Source organism: Bradyrhizobium lupini, from assembly GCF_040939785.1.
Lineage (GTDB): Bacteria > Pseudomonadota > Alphaproteobacteria > Rhizobiales > Xanthobacteraceae > Bradyrhizobium > Bradyrhizobium canariense_D.
The window spans coordinates 1,344,945-1,361,939 of sequence record NZ_CP162553.1; the positions used below are offsets into that span (position 1 = coordinate 1,344,945).

Genomic DNA, 16,995 nt, shown 5'->3' on the forward strand with positions numbered 1-16,995 from the left:
TCAATATTGTGGCAGAGCTTAATTCCCTTGGGCACCAATGGTTTCCTCGGGCCACCGGGTGCTTCCGCCACGTCACGCGATCAACCGTGAGGCAAAATCGGGCAGCAGGCCTGCATCGCCGGCAAGACGGAAATCGGGGCCCGCAATGCCCGACCGCACCAGCCAGTCGTCGAATTCCGGCGCACGACGCAATCCGAAGACGTCGCGGACATAGAGCGCGTCGTGAAAAGACGTGGACTGATAGTTCAGCATGACGTCATCGGCGCCGGGGACACCCATGATGAAGGTGACGCCGGCGGCCGCAAGCAGCGTCAGCAGATTGTCCATGTCGTCCTGGTCCGCCTCGGCGTGGTTGGTGTAGCAGATGTCGATCCCAAGCGGCAGGCCGAGCAGCTTGCCGCAAAAGTGATCCTCCAGCCCGGCCCGGATGATTTCCTTGCCGTCGTAGAGATATTCCGGGCCGATGAAGCCAACCACGCTGTTGACCAGGAGGGGCGCAAAGGCGCGGGCCACCGCATAGGCGCGGGCCTCGCAGGTCTGCTGGTCGACGCCGTGATGGGCATTGGCCGATAGCGCCGAGCCCTGCCCGGTCTCGAAATACATCACGTTCTGCCCGACCGTGCCGCGCTTCTGCGACAGCCCGGCCTCTTGGGCCTCCTTGAGGAGCGCGAGGTCGACGCCGAAACTGCGGTTGGCGGCCTCGGTGCCGGCGACCGACTGGAACACGAGGTCGACCGGCGCCCCCTGCCCGATCAGCGACAGCGTCGTGGTGACATGGGTCAGCACGCAGGCCTGGGTCGGGATCTTCAGCCGCGCGATGACCTCGTCGAGCAGCCGCAGCAATTGGCCGATCACGGCCGGGTCGTCGCTCGCCGGGTTGATGCCGATGCAGGCATCGCCGGCGCCGAGCAGGATGCCGTCGAGGATGGAGGCGGTGATCCCTCTGGCGTCGTCGAAGGGATGGTTGGGCTGGAGCCGGGTGCTCATCCGGCCCTTCAGACCGATGGTGTTGCGGAAAGCGGTGGTGACCTCGCATTTCCGCGCCGCCAGGATCAAATCCTGGTTGCGCATCAGCTTCGACACCGCCGCCGCCATCTCCGGGGTGATGCCGCCGGCCAGCTTGCGTAGGATTTCGGGCGTCGCGGCGTCCGATAGCAGCCAGTCGCGAAAGGCGCCGACCGTCAGCGAAGCCACCGGCGCGAACGCCTTGGCGTCGTGGCTGTCGATAACGAGGCGGGTGACCTCGTCGGTCTCATAGGGGATGACGGCTTCCTGTAAGAACTGCCCGAGAGGGACGTCGGCCAGCACCATCCGCGCCGCGATCATCTGTTCGGCACTGGCGGCGGCGATCCCGGCCAGCCGGTCACCGGAGCGCGGCGGCGTCGCCTTGGCGAGCAGGTCGCGCAAATCCGGGAACGTGTACGTCGTGGCGTCGATGGTGTGGCGGTAGACCAAGGGTCTCTCCGGGGTTCGTCGGCCAAAGGCCGACTCCAGGGCAATCCCAAGACTATACCTTCAGATCAAGACGCTGAAATATCGACCTTTCTTTCGACCGAGGGCGAAGGAGGCCAAACCCGGCGTTAACGCCGCGTCCATCTTCATTCTGCATAGTTTTGCATTGATTTGTACGACTGCGCTCTCCGGCCGCTCCCGGCCATTCGGGCCCCTGAAACCATGAAAACCGACCAATCTGGGAATGCCGCCGGCCTCGCCGGCCGCTTCACGCTTGCCAACAAGCTCTACGCGATCTTCGCGCTGTTCGCGCTGCTCACGGCCGCGATCGCGATGCTGTCCGACTACAACAGCCGCCGCGGTGCCGAGCTGACCACCGCGATCGAGACCGCGAACGCCGCCGCGCTGAACGTTGAGCGGGTCAACTCGCTGGTCTATGCGGTCGTGATGGAATCACGCGGCGTCTACATGTCGACCGAACCGGCCGTGGTGAAGAAATACGGCGAGGGCCTGCTCAAGTTCAACGCCCAGATCCTCGACGTCGTGAAGCGCTGGGAGACCATCGTCAAGGCTGACGATGCCGAACAGTTCGCCACCTTCAAGAAGCGCATCGAGCAGTTCGTCGAGTTTCGCAAGGAGCTGGTGCGCCGCGGCGTCGAGATCAATGCGGCCGCGGGCCGCGAATGGGGCGACAACGAGGCCAACCGCGCCGTGCGCTCGGCGCTGAACAAGGATCTCGAGGCGCTGTCCAAAGTCTATTCCGAGCGCGCGAGGCAAATCGCGCACGAGACCGAGACCAATCGCATCCTGTCCTTCGTCCTGACCTGCCTCGCCGGCGTGGCGCTCGCCCTCGTCGTGATCGGCATCGTCATCATCGCCCGCTCGATCGCACGCCCGCTCTCCGCCATCACCGCGACCATCAAGCAGGTCGCTGACGGCGCCGAGAACGTCGTGGTGCCCCACTCTGACCGCGCCGACGAGATCGGCGCACTGGCGCGCGCGATCCAGATCTTCCAGGACGCGATGGGGCGCAACCGCAACCTCGCCTCGCAGGTCTCGCAGGACTCCGCCGCGCGCGAGGAGCGCGCCCGCCACATCGAGCAATCCGTCGACGCGTTTCGCGAGGCGATCGGCGCGATCATGCGCGGCCTCAGCGACAACGCCTCCGTCATGCGCGAGACGGCGCAGACCATCACCCGCGTCACCGCGGACGCGAGCAGTCGCGCCGGCACGGCGGCGAACGCCACCGAACAGGCATCGCACAACGTCACGGCGGTGGCAGGCGCGGCCGAGGAGCTGTCTGCGTCGGTGGTGGAGATCGGCCGGCAGGTGCGGCAATCCGCCAGCGCGGTCGAGCAGACCGGGCAGCGCACCGAGAAATCGATTGCCGAGATCGAGAGCCTGGCGGCCGCCACGCAACGCATCGACGGCGTGCTCAGCCTGATCCAGGCGATCGCCGAGCAGACCAATCTGCTCGCGCTCAATGCCACCATCGAAGCGGCGCGCGCGGGCGATGCTGGCCGCGGCTTTGCCGTCGTCGCACACGAAGTGAAGGCGCTCGCGGGGCAGACCGCGAAAGCGACCGCCGACATCAGCGAAAACGTCTCGATGATCCAGTCCTCCACCCGCAACGCGGTCGACGCCGTCCGCGAGATCGGCGGCGCGGTGCGCGAGATCAACGACGTCACCTCGGCGATCGCCGGCGCCATCGGCCAGCAGGACGCCGCCACGCGCGAGATCTCGTCCAACGCGCAATCGGCTGCCCAAGGCAACGAGACCCTCGTCGCCAACATCAGCTCGCTCCGCGACGCCATCGGCGAGACCGATACTGCAGCCTCCTCGGTGCTGAGGGCTGCGAGCAGCGTGACCGAGACGGCGGAGACGCTGTCGCGCGAGGTGGAGAAGTTCTTCCAGAACCTGCGCGCAGGCGCGGCGGACGGCCGCATCGCCAAGGCCGGGTAGCCGCACGTCCATCGCCAACAGAGCCGGCGGTGGGGTCGCTCCATCAAAAACGCGAAAACAACCCCATGCACAGTAGCCGGGGACAGCGATTTCAATGGCTTGGCTACCGCCCCGTCTTCTGCGGATTTGACGAATCTACTTGCTCCGTCGGGCAAAACAGGAGCATGATGTCAATGTTGGAGCTTTCCGCGCTGGGCCGGCAGGATCTCGAAGCCGATCTTCACAGAGACCGCGCGATGCCTCTCTCCGCAATCCCATCTTCCAGGTCATGATCGCCAATCATGGCGAGTTCACCTGTCTTTCGGGCAGGGAATGCCTGCGAACAGAATGGCGGCAGCTGACGATATCTGTTCAGCCATGGAACCATTGGGTTCCCAGTCTATTGCCTCACTGACACATCACATTTGGGAGAAACACGATGAAATTTTTCACAGCCGCTCTGGCGGCCGCAGCAAGTACCCTTCTCGTGACCGCCGCTGCTGCAGCCCCGCTGTCTCCCACCCTGTCTGTCGCTCCGGACAGCAACATTCAGAACGTGCGCATGGTCTGCAACGAAGACGGTCGTTGCTGGCGTGAGCGCGGCGAACGCCGTGTCATCATCCGCGAAGGGCGCGATTCCTACGGATATGCGCCTCGCGAGCGCTACATCGAGCGGCGCGGCTATGAAGAGCGCAGCGGCATCGGCTTCCGCGCTCCCGGCGTGAGCGTCGGGATCGGCACCGACCGCTACTGAGATACGAATCCTGTGAATGCAAAAGCCGCGGAGCAATCCGCGGCTTTTTTGAACTCACTGGACGTCAACAAACTCGCCGCTTTTCCCGGCCTAGCGAGGAGCTGTGATCAGGCAGCCATTCAAAGCACGAACACCGGAAGAATTGATTTCGCTATTGAGCGCCGTGGCGATGGCCATTCTCGCCGCGATCATTGTCATGGTGCTGTATTATGGTCGCGAGATCATCATCCCCATAGCGCTGGCCGTCTTGCTCAGCTTCGTGCTGGCGCCCCTGGTTCGACTGGTTCAGCGTCTGCGCATTCCACGCAGTTTGGCTGTGGTGAGCGTGGTCGTGATCGCCTTCGCATTCATATTTGCGATGGGCAGTCTCCTTGCTACCCAACTCACGCAGCTGGCTGGCGATTTGCCGCGATATCAGTCCACAATAAGCGAGAAGATCCAATCCTTCCGTGAGACCACCGCTGGTCGAGGCACGCTCGAGCGGGCTTCGAGCATGTTGAAGGACCTCAGCAAAGAACTCGACAAGCCCAAGGAGGCCACGAATTCGTTGGGGACCATAGCAGCTCCGAAAGCGGCCGCGCCGAGGCCCGTTCCTGTGGAAGTGCTTCAGCCCGATCCCGGCGCGCTGGAGAGCTTGCAAACGCTGATTTCACCCTTGCTTCATCCGCTCGCAACGACCGGGATCATCGTCATATTCGTGATCTTCATTTTGCTTCAACGCGAGGATCTTCGTAATCGTCTGATCAGGCTGGCCGGTTCGGATGACCTGCAGCGCACCACGGCTGCCCTTGATGACGCGGCGAGCCGCCTCAGCCGGCTTTTCCTTATCCAGCTTCTCGTGAACGGCAGCTTCGGCATCGTCATCGGAATGGGTCTCTGGCTGATCGGCGTTCCAAGCGCGATCCTGTGGGGTATTCTGGCAGCAGTGCTGCGCTTCGTGCCCTACATCGGGGCGGTCATCGCCGCCGCCTTTCCTCTCGCTCTCGCGGTCGCGGTCGATCCAACCTGGACGATGCTGCTTTGGACGATCGCGCTGTTCGTGGTGGTGGAGCCCGTCGTCGGCCATGTGCTGGAGCCGATGGTCTATGGACACAGCACGGGACTGTCGCCGGTGGCCGTTGTGGCTTCTGCGACGTTCTGGACGGCGCTCTGGGGTCCGATCGGCCTCGTTCTGGCGACACCACTCACGGTGTGTCTCGTCGTACTGGGCCGCCATGTCGAGCGGCTGGAGTTCCTGGACGTCATGTTTGGAGACCGACCAGCACTCTCTCCGCCTGAGATATTCTATCAGCGGATGCTCGCCGGCGACCCGACAGAAGCATCTGCAAAAGCCGAGGAGTTCTTGAAGGAGCGATCTCTCAGCTCCTATTACGACGAAGTCGCCCTGCGAGGACTGCAACTGGCTCAAGCGGATGCCGAGCGCGGCGCTCTGGATCCCGACCGGCTGACCAAAATCAGGGATGCGGTCCAGGAATTTGCCAATAACATTTCGGAGCAGGATGAGCGTCCGCCGCCGAAGGTCGGCCCGACCACAGATGTCGAAGCTACATCTGCCATAGAGGGCGTGGCTGAGGACGCGCCTTATGAGAGTCTGCGGGTTCTGCGCAAGGAGGACTTGCCCACTGGATGGCAAGGCGAACATCCCGTCCTCTGTGTGGCCGGGCGAAATCCGATCGACGAAGCCGCTGCGATCATGCTGGCTCAACTGACCGGTGCGCATGGCTTGTCGGCACGAGTTGAAGCAGCGGAAGCGCTATCGACGGCGAATATCTTCCGGCTGGAGACCACCGGGGTCGCCATTGTCTGCCTCGTCTATATGGATGCAAGCAGCCCCGCCCACATGCGTTACTCGGTGCGACGCCTTCGCCGTAAATTGCCGAAGGCCACAATCATTCTGGGTTGCTGGATGAAGGACATCGACCCAGCGGCGCTGGAAAGCCTGCGGGAAGGTGCCAAGGCGGATCTGGCTGCTGCAACTCTGGGCGGGGCGCTTAAACTCTGCATAGAGGCGACGGGTGTGGACTCCTTGGCACTGGAGCCGAAGGCCCGGCTTCGAAGATCACGGCCGCTTAGCAGTTTGTACGCTAGACATGGCTGATTTCAGCCAACGAGGCGCCGCGTCTCCACGCGTCAGGCGCGCTTCCCGCCGATCGAAACAAACGCCATGAGGCAGGGTTCGGGCAATGGGTTGCGCCAGCGATGGCGCGTTCCGTTTTGCACGATGCAATCACCCTGACGCAAATGGACCTTCTGGCCGTCGTCCAATTCCAGCGTCATCTCGCCGCGAACCACGACTCCGTAGTCTATTGTATCCGATGTGTGCATCCCTGGAGCGCCGCGCTCAAAATGATCTCCCATGCCGGGGATCTTGTCCGACATTTCTCTAAGCCCACTCTCGAACGTGACGCCAGGCGGCGGCTTCCAACCTTCAGGACGCTTCGGCGGATACGAGATCAATCGAAAGATGGTCCCCGCAGGCCCCGGAAACGCCCTTCGTTCCTGCCGACATCGGATCCGGCTCCAGGCCAGTCAGTCCTGGCACTCCCTCAGTCATATACAGTTCATAGAAAGTCAGTCCTGGATTGGCATCGATTTCCACCAGCTTTGGAGTCACCTCAAAAGACTTCAACACCGACTTGCCGGCTTCATCGCGGCCGGTCAGTGCACGTCTTGGAGGTGGCAAATCACTGGAGTCTTTTGCTTCGGCGGGGTTTGACATCTCCCCCAACGCGCTGCCGGCGGCGAAGACGGACAGCGCCTGCAGCAGGTGTCGCCGACCCCCGCCTTCGAACTGTTCGGACGAAGGCTCCACCTTGTCCGAAGGAGGCTCCGCACGATCCAGCGATTTGTTCTTGTGCTTTTGCCACAAGGGCCAAGGGAAGCTGCTCATCTGCGTTCTCCGCGGTTGCGTGCAATCGCACACCGCTCCAGTGGCACTGCCTCGCAATGACATCGATACTGGCGAACATGCGTGGGCGTAGAACGCTGATAAAAACCGTCGGAAAAAGGCAAGTTGATGAGACCGCCGGAGCAACGGCTGCCCGCCCCACTTGCCTTTCCATTCTTTCAATCTAGACGCGCAGATTTCACTCCGCTATTCGGCTTTGGTCGAGCATGGAGATATGTCGGTTTTCCCAAACATCCGACCACCGTCGCGCCGGTGGGCAACGCCTCGCCGACCGCATGGAGAGCCATCGAAGCGTTTCGCCTATTGTGGAAGGGCCGTGCTGCGCGACCTCCTGGTGCGACGGTTCAGCCAACTGGTCCGGGGGTCCAATCGCCACCAGCAAGCGGCCGAACTTTGACATCGGGAATGACCCCGCGCTCCAGGCTCGGATCGAAATGGCGCATCGTCCGCTCATTGAAGTCGATGATGCGGCCGGGCCGTAGCGGTCCCACGTCATTTATCCTGACGATGACCTTCTTGCCGACGGCCTCGACGAGGGCGTATTTCGGCTTCGCGCCAAATTGGACCCCACCGAATTTCTTGCGCAAGCTCGTCTTGATGGCGGCCGACCAGACCGAGGGGTCATAGCGCTCGCCGGAAGCCGTCTTCGGGCCGCCCTCCTCTTTGCCTGGCTTGAACGGATTGTACATGGATGCCGCGCCAACGATCGTTTCCCCGGAAGCGGCGTTGTCGACAGCGCTTGAGTGAACCCCACCAGCTTCACATCGCGCAATAGAAACGGAAACGGCAAGTGCAATCACGGCGCCGCAGATTGCGGCGCTCGATCGGAACCCCATTATATCTCCTGTGATTTTCGATTGTTCGGTTCCGATGCCGCAAATCGTTTTGCGGATCGAGCCAACCCCTGGCTCCGGAACCGTTTGTAGGAACCCCAACAGTTCCAGCACGTGTTTTACTTGTCGCCGTCTAAGACAGACATTGCGTCAACAGCATGACGACGAGGGCGACAGTGAAATCGCGCGACGGCATGACTCTACGGCGCCACCAATCAGGCCAATCGATGCGCTCGCCTGCCTGACCGTGTTTTCATCCTTATCGGCGTTGGTTTTGGCAGAAGCGATCATTGCTGCGGCGGAGGCAGCCACCTAGCGTGAGAAGGCTTGCTTGCGCGATGTCGCAGAGAGAGAGTTTGCGATGTCCTTGCGCAGCGAGGCCCGCTGCTGACGCGTTCCCGGACAACGAGCCGGCGCACAGAGTCCCGTCAGCTTGTTCACTCCGTCCGTGTCAGCGGACATGGGACAGAAATGCTGAGCTTGTCTTCCTTCACCCTGCCCGGCATCACGCAACTGCTCACAGCATCTAACAAGCCTTAACGAGCTATTGACCAGCTTCCGAGCCATGTTGCAGAGCCAGACGAAGGACTGCCCTGCTCCGCAGGCTCCGATCGCCTGAAGCCAGGAAGGTGTCCTATGCCGATGCCATACAATTCCGAGAACACCATCGACAGAAGCCGGCGCGCGCTTTTGAGCACGGCAGCGGTTGGAATTGCAGCGGTGATTTCCACGAGCGTGTTTCCGCTGCGTGGAGCGGCGGCCGCGGGCGAAAGCACAATTCGCCCCTTCCACATTGCCGTGCCGGAGGAGGACTTGGTCGAGCTTCGGCGGCGCGTGTTGGCGACGCGATGGCCCGATCGCGAGACTGTTTCCGATCACTCCCAAGGTATCCCGCTGGCGAAGCTCCAGTCCCTCCTCAACTATTGGGGGACGGCCTACGACTGGCGAAAGATCGAAGCGAAGATGAATCGACTTCCGCAGTTCATGACCAACATCGACGGCATCGACATCCACTTCATTCATGTCCGCTCCAAACATCCCAATGCCCTGCCTGTCGTCATAACCCATGGCTGGCCGGGATCGGTATTCGAGCAGCTCAAGCTGATCGATCCACTCACCGATCCAACGGCCCATGCGGGCCGGCCCGAGGACGCGTTCGACGTCGTGATCCCCTCGATGCCCGGCTATGGCTTCTCCGGCAAGCCGGTCGATACCGGTTGGGGTCCCGACCACACAGCGCGCATCTGGGCGGAACTGATGAAGCGCCTGGGCTACACCCACTATGTCGCGCAGGGCGGCGACTGGGGCTCGCCGGTCTCGAGTGCGATGGCACGGCTGGCGCCGGCAGGCTTGCTCGGCATCCATATCAACTTGCCGGCGATCGTCCCGCCCGATATCGCCGCGATCCTCGCGGCCGGCGGGCCTGCTCCGGCAGACCTCTCCGCCAAGGAACGCGCGGCGTTCGATGCATTCAGTGCGGCCGGCAAGATGGGCAACCGGTCCTACGCGCTGATGATGGGAACGAGGCCGCAAACGATCGGCTACGGCTTGACGGATTCTCCCGCGGGCCTGGCAGCCTGGATGCTCGGACATCCCGGCTTCTCGCATTGGAAGTTCGACGACACCGACTCCGAAAAATCCCGCGACGAGGTGCTGGACGACATCACGCTGTACTGGTTGACGAACAGCGCCACCTCCTCGGCGCGACTTTACTGGGAATATAGCGGGCGCAGTCCCGCCCTTGCAGGTCCGGAGAAGACTGCGGAGATCTCACTGCCGGTGGCCATCACGGTCTTCCCGGGCGAGAGCTATCAAGCCCCGGAGACGTGGGCCCGGCGCGCCTATCGCAACCTGACCTACTTCCACGAGGTCGACAAAGGCGGTCATTTTGCTGCCTGGGAGCAGCCGGCGCTTTTCTCCGCCGAGCTGCGCGCCGCATTCAGGCCCCTTCGGCCCGCACATCTGGTCCAGTGACGGTGGTCAAGGCGCCGCCGGCAAGGTGTTCATGCCGCCTTGCTTTGCGCGGGAAAGAAGAAATGGGGCCGTCAGTGATGGCGTTTGCTAGCCCATCACCCCGCCACGCTTGATCAGCTCCTTCCCCACCGCGGCCAGATGCACCTGATCCGGTCCGTCGCCGATGCGGATGAAGCGGGCGTAGACGTAAGCACGCGCCAGGAACGTGTCCTGCGAGACGCCGGCAGCGCCGTGGATCTGGATGGCGCGGTCGATAACGCGGGCGGCCATGCTGGGCACCACGATCTTGGCGGCCGCAATCAGGTCGCGCGCGATCTTGTTGCCCTCGCGGTCCATCCTGTCGGCGGCTTGCAGCGTCAAGAGCCGCGCCTGCGCGATCTCGCAGAATGAGTGCGCGATGTCCTCACGCACCGAGCCCTGTTCTGCGAGCGGCTTGCCGAAGGCCGTGCGGGAGACCGCGCGCTGACACATCAATTCGAGCGCGCGCTGGGCGCAGCCGATCAGCCGCATACAATGGTGGATACGGCCGGGGCCGAGCCTGCCTTGCGCGATCTCGAAGCCGCGGCCCTCGCCGAGCAGGATGTTCTCCGCGGGCACGCGAACGTTCTCGTAGACGATCTCGGGATGGCCGACCGGCGCGTCGTCATAGCCGTAGGTCAGCATGTCGCGGACGATGCGCACGCCAGGCGTCGCTCTCGGCACCAGGATCATGGATTGCTGGCGGTGGCGATCGGGATCGTCGGGCGCGGTCTTGCCCATCACGATCAGGATCTCGCAATCCTCGTTCATCGCGCCCGAGGTGAACCATTTGCGGCCGTTGATGACGTAGTCGCCGCCGTCGCGCCTGATCTCGCACTGGATGTTGGTGGCATCGCTGGAGGCAACCTGCGGCTCCGTCATCGAGAAGCCGGAGCGGATGCGCCCTTCCAGCAGTGGCTTCAGCCAGCGCTCCTGCTGCGCCGGCGTACCGTAATTGGCCAGCACCTCCATGTTGCCGACATCGGGCGCCGAGCAATTGAACACCTCCGGCGCCCAGAGGATGCGGCCCATGATCTCCTTCACCGGCGCGTATTCGAGATTGGTCAAGCCAGTGTTGTTGGGATCCTGGCCGTGCTCGCCGGAGAGGAACAGGTTCCAAAGCCCCTGCTCGCGCGCCAGCCGCTTCAGGTCCTGAAGGATCTGCGGCGTCCTGTAGCGTGTCGCTTCCGGCTTCACCTGCTCGTAGTAGAGCTCCTCGACCGGCTCGACATGCGTCCGCATGAACCGGCGGACCCGCTCCTGCAGCTCCAGCGAACGTTCGGAGTGTTGAAAATCCATGGGGTCCTCCTGTTCCCTTCTCCCCTTGTGGCAGAAGGTGGCGCGAAGCGCCGGATGAGGGGTTGTATCCGCGAGTTCAAATGTAGAGACGACTCGCGGAGAGATACCCCTCACCCGGCTCGCCGCTTCGCGGCGATCCACCCTCTCCCGCAAGGGGAGAGGGTGCACTGTCTATGCTGCCGCTCGCGTGCCCCTCACGTGCCGCGCAGCAGCTCGCTGGCGACGATCCAGTCGTTGCCATTGAACTGGAGCATATAGCCGTCCTTGATCGGGCGGAAATCCTGCGGCGTGGTGTTGAGGGTGATGCCGGGCATCAGTAGCGATAGCGGCACGTTCTTCAAATTGGCCGCCTGCGCCATGATGTTCTCGCGCGTCAGATTGTCCTTGCACTGCTTCAGCAAGACCACCAATGCCTCGGCGACGGTGTAGCCGTAGAGACCCGCGACGTTGTTGACGTCGGCATTGGGCAGGCGCTTCTTCATGAAATCGATATAGGCCGTCATCGCCGGATCGTCCTTCGGCGCCTCGACGAACGGCTTGAGCGAGCCGAGCGAGAGCACGCCCTTGCCGGCATCGAGGCCGGCCGGGACCATCACGGTCGCCTTGTTGGCACAGCCCGAGGCGAGGAAGCGCGTCGCCTGCCAGCCGACCTCATGCGCTTTCCGAATCGCCTGGGCGCAGGCGCGCGGCGTCACCGAATAGATCATGAACACGTCGGCCTTGGTGTTGGCGAGCGTCAGCACCTGGGAATCGACGGTGGGGTCGGCGACCTCGAAGCTCGACGCCATCGCGATCGCCTTGTCGGCGTCGGCACCAAGCGCTTCCTTGACGCCGCGCAGATATTCCTTGCCGGCGTCGTCGTTCTGATAGAGCACCGCGAAGCGCGCATTCGGGTTCTTGGCGCGGGCATAGGCGACGTCGATCGCGGCCTCGCTGGTGTAGTTCGGTGCCCATGGCAGCGCCATCGACCAGGGCATGTTGGCGGGATCGTTCCACTTCGAGGCCGAGCTGATCAGAAACAGCTGCGGCACCTTGTTGCTGTTGAGATATTTCGCGATCGCCGAGCTTGGCGCCGTGCCCATGGTCGCGAAGATGAAGGCGACGCCGTCACCCTCGACCAGCCGCCGCGCCGCTTCCATGGTCTTCGGCGGCGAGAAGGCGTCGTCGAGCGACAGGAGATTGAGCTTGCGGCCGTTGATCCCGCCCTTCTCATTGACCTCGTCGAAATAGGCCGAGATCACCCTGCCGGTGATACCGAGGGGCGAAGCGGGGCCGCTATAGGGCATGGTGTTGCCGATCTTGATCTCGGTGTCGCTGATGCCGGGACCGTAGGATTTCTGCGCGGAGACAGGCGTGGACAGGCAGGCAGCCAAGGCTGCAGCCAGGACCAAAGCGGCTTTCATGGTTTCTCCCCGGTGATGATCGCCGCGCGACTCGGAAGGCGCGCGGCGTGCTGCTTCTTGCCAGCACGTCAGATCAGCGGAGTTCCGCAAGGCGGTCTTGCGTCGAGTTGCTGATCAGCCGGTGCACAGCCGCCCTCGCGGGCAGCACCATTGACGCAAATCGAGACCGGATGCGCGCCTCAGCCGCGTGTCCGCTCCATCTCCAGCTCGGCCTTGAGATTGTCGAGATCCCTATAAATTGAAGCAACCGCAAGAACGCGGTCGCCCTTGCTATACTTCAGCAGGCAGTCCTTGCCGGAAATGCTACCGTCGATCGCGATGTCGTCGAAGCTCTCGGCGTGGCCGACATAGTTGATCGGCACGTCATAGTGCTGCGACCAGAAGAACGGCACGGCCTCGAAGCGCTCGCGCTTGCCGAGCATGTTGCGCGCCGCGGTCTGGCCCTGCCGCTCCGCCACCACCCAATGCTCGACGCGGATGGTTTGCCGCGAATGCGGATCGGGCCAGCGCGCGATGTCGCCGGCCGCGAAAATGCCGGATACGCTGGTCTCCAGATATTCGCTCACGCTGACGCCCCGATCGGCCGCAAGCCCCGCCTGCTCGGCAAGCGCAAGGCGCGGCTTGACGCCGATGCCGACCACGACCAGGTCGGCCTCGATCACGCCGCCGCTCTTCAACGTGGCGCGCGTGCCGTCCAGCTTTTCCACGGTGTCCTCGAGATGGAAGTTGACGCCGTTCTCCTCATGCAGCGCGCGCACGAAGTCGCCCATCTCGGGACCGAGCACCTTCTGCATCGGCCGTTCGTCCGGCGCGACCACGTGCACCTCGATCTTGCGTGCCCGCAAGGAGGCCGCGACTTCGAGGCCGATGAAGCTGGCGCCAATCACCAGCGCCCGCTTGGCGCTGCCCGCCGCCTTGATGATGGCGCGGCTGTCGGCGACCGAGCGCAGGGTGTAGACATGGGGCTGGTCGGCACCCGGAATCTGCAATCGGACCGGCTCGGCGCCGGTCGCGAGTAGCAGCCGGTCGAACGGCAGCCTGTCGCCGTTGCCCAGCGTCACGCTGCGCGTCTTCGCCTCGATCGCGGCAACATTCGTGTTGAGCCTGAGATCGATGCCGGCGTCCTGATAATAGTCCTCGCCTCGCAGCGGCAGCCAATCCTCCGGCGCGTTGCCCGCGAGGTAATCCTTGGAAAGATTGGGCCGGTCGACCGGCATCGCGCTGTCATTGCTGAGCATGGTGATGGCGCCGGCAAAGCCCTCGCGACGGAGCGTCTCCGCCGCCGCGAAACCCGCCGCGCCGCCACCGATGATGACGAATTTTTCCGGCGTTGGCGCCGTCCGGTGACACGCCGGAGGCTTCGGCATCTCGCGCTTGCGCTGGACGACGATCTTGTCCTGATCGCGCGAGACCTCCCACAACGCCAGCGCATTCAGCGCCGGCGGACGGGTCGCCTCGCCTGACCGCAAGGAGAAGCAGGCATGATGCCAGGGGCAGCGGATGGTGTCGCCCACTACCAGTCCTTCCGCGAGCGGACCGTGATAGTGGCTGCAGGTCGGCTCGATCGCGAAGATCTCGCTGCCGGCCTGCACCAGCAGGACGTCTTCCTCGCCGACATGGCCGAGCAATTTGCCGTCCTTGAACGCGGCGAGCGTCACGCCTCGGCTCAGGTCGGGCCCGCTTGGCTTCTTGTCTTCGGTCATGGCGTTGCCTCCTTGAGCCGTCGCGGATCAATCGTCCGAATTGGCCAACCCCAGCAGTTCCTGGCGTGTCAACGCATTGTCGCGGAACACGCCGAGCATGCGGCTGGTGACGAGATCTGTCCCGGGCTTATGTGCGCCACGCGTGGTCATGCAGTGATGCGTCGCCTTGATGATGACCCCGACGCCTTCGGGCCTCAGCACGTCGTTGATCGTGTTGGCGATCTGCGCGGTCATCTTCTCCTGGATCTGAAGCCGCTTGGCGTAGATGTCGACGAGACGCGCGAGCTTGGAGATGCCGACGACGCGCCCTTGCGGGATATAAGCGACCCAGGCGCGGCCGACGATCGGTGCCATGTGGTGCTCGCAATGGCTTTCGAAGCGAACGCCGCGCAGGACGATCATCTCGTCATAGCCTTCGATCTCCTCAAAGGTCTTTTGCAGGATTTCGGTCGGATCCTGCGCATAGCCGGAGAAATACTCCTCGAAGGCGCGCGCGACCCGGTCCGGCGTATCGCGCAGACCGTCGCGCGCGGGATCGTCGCCGGCCCAGCGGATCATGGTCCGGATCGCCTGCTCGACCTCCGCCCTCTCAGGCCGCTCGCTCGGCGCCTGCGCGACCGCGACACGTTCCAGCCTGCGCGTTTGCGTCTTCATCGAAAACTCCCCTGCAACGAACCGCATACAGAAGGCGGCCCACAGCTTGGACGGCTGCGATCGGAAAAGGTTCCCGGAATCAGGAAAAATTGGAAGCTGTGAGAGCGGCAAGACAGCGGGACGAGAAATCCGGCGCTATGAGGCCGCTTTCCGCACGTCGAGCACGGCCTGGGCCCATTCGGCCGGCCGCTCCTGCGGCAAATTGTGGCCGGCCCCTGCAAAGACGCGCCGCTCGAAAAAGCCCTCGAATTTGCGTGCATGGTGCGCGGTGCCGGAATTGACGCCGTCGCTGTCGCCGTCGATCGCGATGGTCGACACCTGAACCGGCGGCTGGGCGGCGAGCTTCGCCTCGATCGCGGCATAGGCGGGGTCGCCCGCGACCAGCGCGTAACGATGACGGTAGGAGTGGATCACGACATCGACGAAATCAGGATTGTCGAACGAGATGGCGCTGGTCTCGAACGTCGCGTCGTCGAAGGCCCATCTCGGCGACCACATCAACCAGAGCTGGCGCGCAAAACCGCGCCGGTTGCGCTCCAGCGCACGGCGGCCGCGTTCGTTGTGGAAGAGATATTGATACCAGAGCGCCGCCTCCTCCGGTGGCGAAGCCGGCTCCATCGAGCGCGCGATGTTCTGGATGTTGTAGGAATTGCCCGAGACGAGCGCGATCACGCGCTCCGGATGCAGCACCGAGACCACGCAGGCTGCGCGCCCGCCCCAGTCGTAACCGCCGACGACCGCGCGCGCAATTCCAAGCGCATCCATGAAGGCCAGCAGATCGGCGCCCAGCGCCGCCTGCTCGCCGGAGCGCAACGTCGCAGCGGAGCGGAATCGCGTCGGCCCGTAGCCGCGCAGCCAGGGCACCAGCACCCGGGCGCCCGCTTGCGCCATGATCGGCGCGGTCTCGGCATAGGCGTTCACGTCGTAGGGAAAGCCGTGACCCATGATGCAGGGCCAGCCGTCCGGCGCGCCGTATTCGCGATAGGCGATGTCGAGGATATCGGTGGTGACCGTTTTTTGTTGCATTAGAAAGCGGAGCTATTTTTGCGGCCCGGATAACGTGATGTCACGCTCGGCGCGGAACACGTTGCTGTAGAGGTTGGCGATCCACTGCCGACCGATCTCGGTCTTGTTGAGGTAACCGATCTCGGTCTGGATGTGCGGCGCGACGCTATTCCAATAGAACTGCGGATAGCGGTTCACGATGTCGGCCGGCGAATCGTAGCCGAGCTGGCGGTTGATGCCGACTTCCTCGAACTCGTAGTAGAGCGCATTGGCCTTGCGCAGATAATTGGGGTCGCCGAGCTGGCCGATGAAGTCGGCGGCGCGCAGGATCGAGGCCTCGTCGTCATAGTCCTGGCCTTCCCGGGCCGGAAACCGGGTGCCCTCGATGGCGCGGGCGATGCGCTCCGGATCGAGCCCCGGAATGTGTCGCAGCCGCCGCGAAACATAAAGCTTGGAACGGTCGACATGATACATCATCAGGCTTGCATCCGAGGCGCCGCGCGGCAGTGACACCTTGGTGCCGGCTGCATCGATGACGAAGCCATCGGTGTCATCCTCCTCGAACAGGCCGCGCACATAGCCGATGTCATGGGCCAGGCAGGCGATCAGGACATGGACATAGTCTTCCGCCGACAGATGGGCGTGAAGATATCGGCCGCTGAGGATGGAGTGACCCGCCAGCGTCACCAGCATCGTATGCTCGATATTGTGATAAAGCGCGTCGCTATTGCCGATGCATTCCATCGCCGTGCGGGTTGCGCTCTCGACGATGCGCGCAGAGGGCTCGTCGAACCGGCGACGCATGAACGAGCCCAGCAATTTTTCAAGGGAGTCCGCCGCCAGTTTCGGTAACGTCATCATGGATGCAGCCCCGTCTGTCGGTGGTTTTCCACGCCAATTCCCGACGTCTCATTCTCGTCCTCGAGCAGGCGCCAGCATAGCCCATCTTGGCCGACTGGCCAAACCCGGGGGCGCAAACTCGGAAATATGTTGCGGTTTGTGCCCCGCGATATCGCGGTTGCGGTGCAGACCCGCCACACCCGGGATGGGT

At 63.4% G+C, this 16,995-nt stretch carries 14 protein-coding genes; 4 read left to right on the forward strand and 10 right to left on the reverse strand.

All coding sequences use genetic code 11. The features are described 5' to 3' along the window. Positions 1 to 72 precede the first annotated feature (72 nt). Positions 73 to 1,455, reverse strand: a complete 1,383-nt coding sequence (locus AB3L03_RS06720) for an ethanolamine ammonia-lyase subunit EutB (protein WP_204510662.1) — start codon at positions 1,453 to 1,455, stop codon at positions 73 to 75. Between the two features lie 219 nt (positions 1,456 to 1,674). Between AB3L03_RS06720 and AB3L03_RS06725 the strand changes: the two genes are divergently transcribed. The 3 genes from AB3L03_RS06725 (at position 1,675) to AB3L03_RS06735 (ending at position 6,245) form a co-directional block, all read left to right on the forward strand. Then, positions 1,675 to 3,414, forward strand: a complete 1,740-nt coding sequence (locus tag AB3L03_RS06725; RefSeq protein ID WP_368508367.1) for a methyl-accepting chemotaxis protein — start codon at positions 1,675 to 1,677, stop codon at positions 3,412 to 3,414. Positions 3,415 to 3,832: 418 nt separating this feature from the next. Beyond that, positions 3,833 to 4,147 (forward strand): hypothetical protein, encoded by a 315-nt coding sequence (locus AB3L03_RS06730; protein WP_018456931.1) that lies wholly within the window; start codon positions 3,833 to 3,835, stop codon positions 4,145 to 4,147. A 169-nt stretch (positions 4,148 to 4,316) separates the two neighbouring features. Then, a complete protein-coding gene (locus AB3L03_RS06735; protein ID WP_368509016.1) occupies positions 4,317 to 6,245 on the forward strand; it encodes an AI-2E family transporter in 1,929 nt (642 codons plus the stop codon). A 32-nt stretch (positions 6,246 to 6,277) separates the two neighbouring features. Here the strand turns inward: AB3L03_RS06735 and AB3L03_RS06740 are convergent, their stop codons facing one another. From AB3L03_RS06740 to AB3L03_RS06750, 3 genes are all read right to left on the reverse strand, one after another. Next, positions 6,278 to 6,526 carry a cupin domain-containing protein gene (locus AB3L03_RS06740; RefSeq protein WP_231188718.1) on the reverse strand — a complete coding sequence of 83 codons (249 nt, stop codon included), beginning with the start codon at positions 6,524 to 6,526 and terminating at the stop codon, positions 6,278 to 6,280. Between the two features lie 49 nt (positions 6,527 to 6,575). After that, positions 6,576 to 7,037 carry a hypothetical protein gene (locus tag AB3L03_RS06745; RefSeq protein WP_231188720.1) on the reverse strand — a complete coding sequence of 154 codons (462 nt, stop codon included), beginning with the start codon at positions 7,035 to 7,037 and terminating at the stop codon, positions 6,576 to 6,578. A gap of 362 nt (positions 7,038 to 7,399) precedes the next feature. Next, positions 7,400 to 7,891, reverse strand: coding sequence for a septal ring lytic transglycosylase RlpA family protein (locus tag AB3L03_RS06750; protein ID WP_085352210.1), 492 nt, complete (start codon positions 7,889 to 7,891; stop codon positions 7,400 to 7,402). Between the two features lie 633 nt (positions 7,892 to 8,524). Between AB3L03_RS06750 and AB3L03_RS06755 the strand changes: the two genes are divergently transcribed. Then, positions 8,525 to 9,862, forward strand: coding sequence for an epoxide hydrolase family protein (locus AB3L03_RS06755; protein ID WP_247363440.1), 1,338 nt, complete (start codon positions 8,525 to 8,527; stop codon positions 9,860 to 9,862). Between the two features lie 87 nt (positions 9,863 to 9,949). Here AB3L03_RS06755 and AB3L03_RS06760 read toward each other — a convergent pair whose 3' ends face one another. The 6 genes from AB3L03_RS06760 to AB3L03_RS06785 form a co-directional block, all read right to left on the reverse strand. Further along, positions 9,950 to 11,179, reverse strand: coding sequence for an acyl-CoA dehydrogenase family protein (locus AB3L03_RS06760; RefSeq protein WP_018456937.1), 1,230 nt, complete (start codon positions 11,177 to 11,179; stop codon positions 9,950 to 9,952). 194 nt (positions 11,180 to 11,373) lie between these two features. After that, entirely contained in the window at positions 11,374 to 12,582 is a 1,209-nt protein-coding gene (locus AB3L03_RS06765; protein ID WP_018456938.1) for an ABC transporter substrate-binding protein, read from the reverse strand. 179 nt (positions 12,583 to 12,761) lie between these two features. After that, a complete protein-coding gene (locus AB3L03_RS06770) occupies positions 12,762 to 14,285 on the reverse strand; it encodes an FAD-dependent oxidoreductase (protein WP_204510659.1) in 1,524 nt (507 codons plus the stop codon). Between the two features lie 27 nt (positions 14,286 to 14,312). Next, positions 14,313 to 14,939 carry a GTP cyclohydrolase I FolE gene (gene folE, locus AB3L03_RS06775; RefSeq protein WP_018456940.1) on the reverse strand — a complete coding sequence of 209 codons (627 nt, stop codon included), beginning with the start codon at positions 14,937 to 14,939 and terminating at the stop codon, positions 14,313 to 14,315. A gap of 135 nt (positions 14,940 to 15,074) precedes the next feature. Next, a complete protein-coding gene (locus AB3L03_RS06780; protein WP_204510658.1) occupies positions 15,075 to 15,965 on the reverse strand; it encodes an alpha/beta fold hydrolase in 891 nt (296 codons plus the stop codon). Between the two features lie 12 nt (positions 15,966 to 15,977). Next, complete coding sequence (locus AB3L03_RS06785; RefSeq protein WP_026233269.1) at positions 15,978 to 16,805, reverse strand: metal-dependent phosphohydrolase; 828 nt, start codon at positions 16,803 to 16,805, stop codon at positions 15,978 to 15,980. Between the last annotated feature and the right edge of the window lie 190 nt (positions 16,806 to 16,995).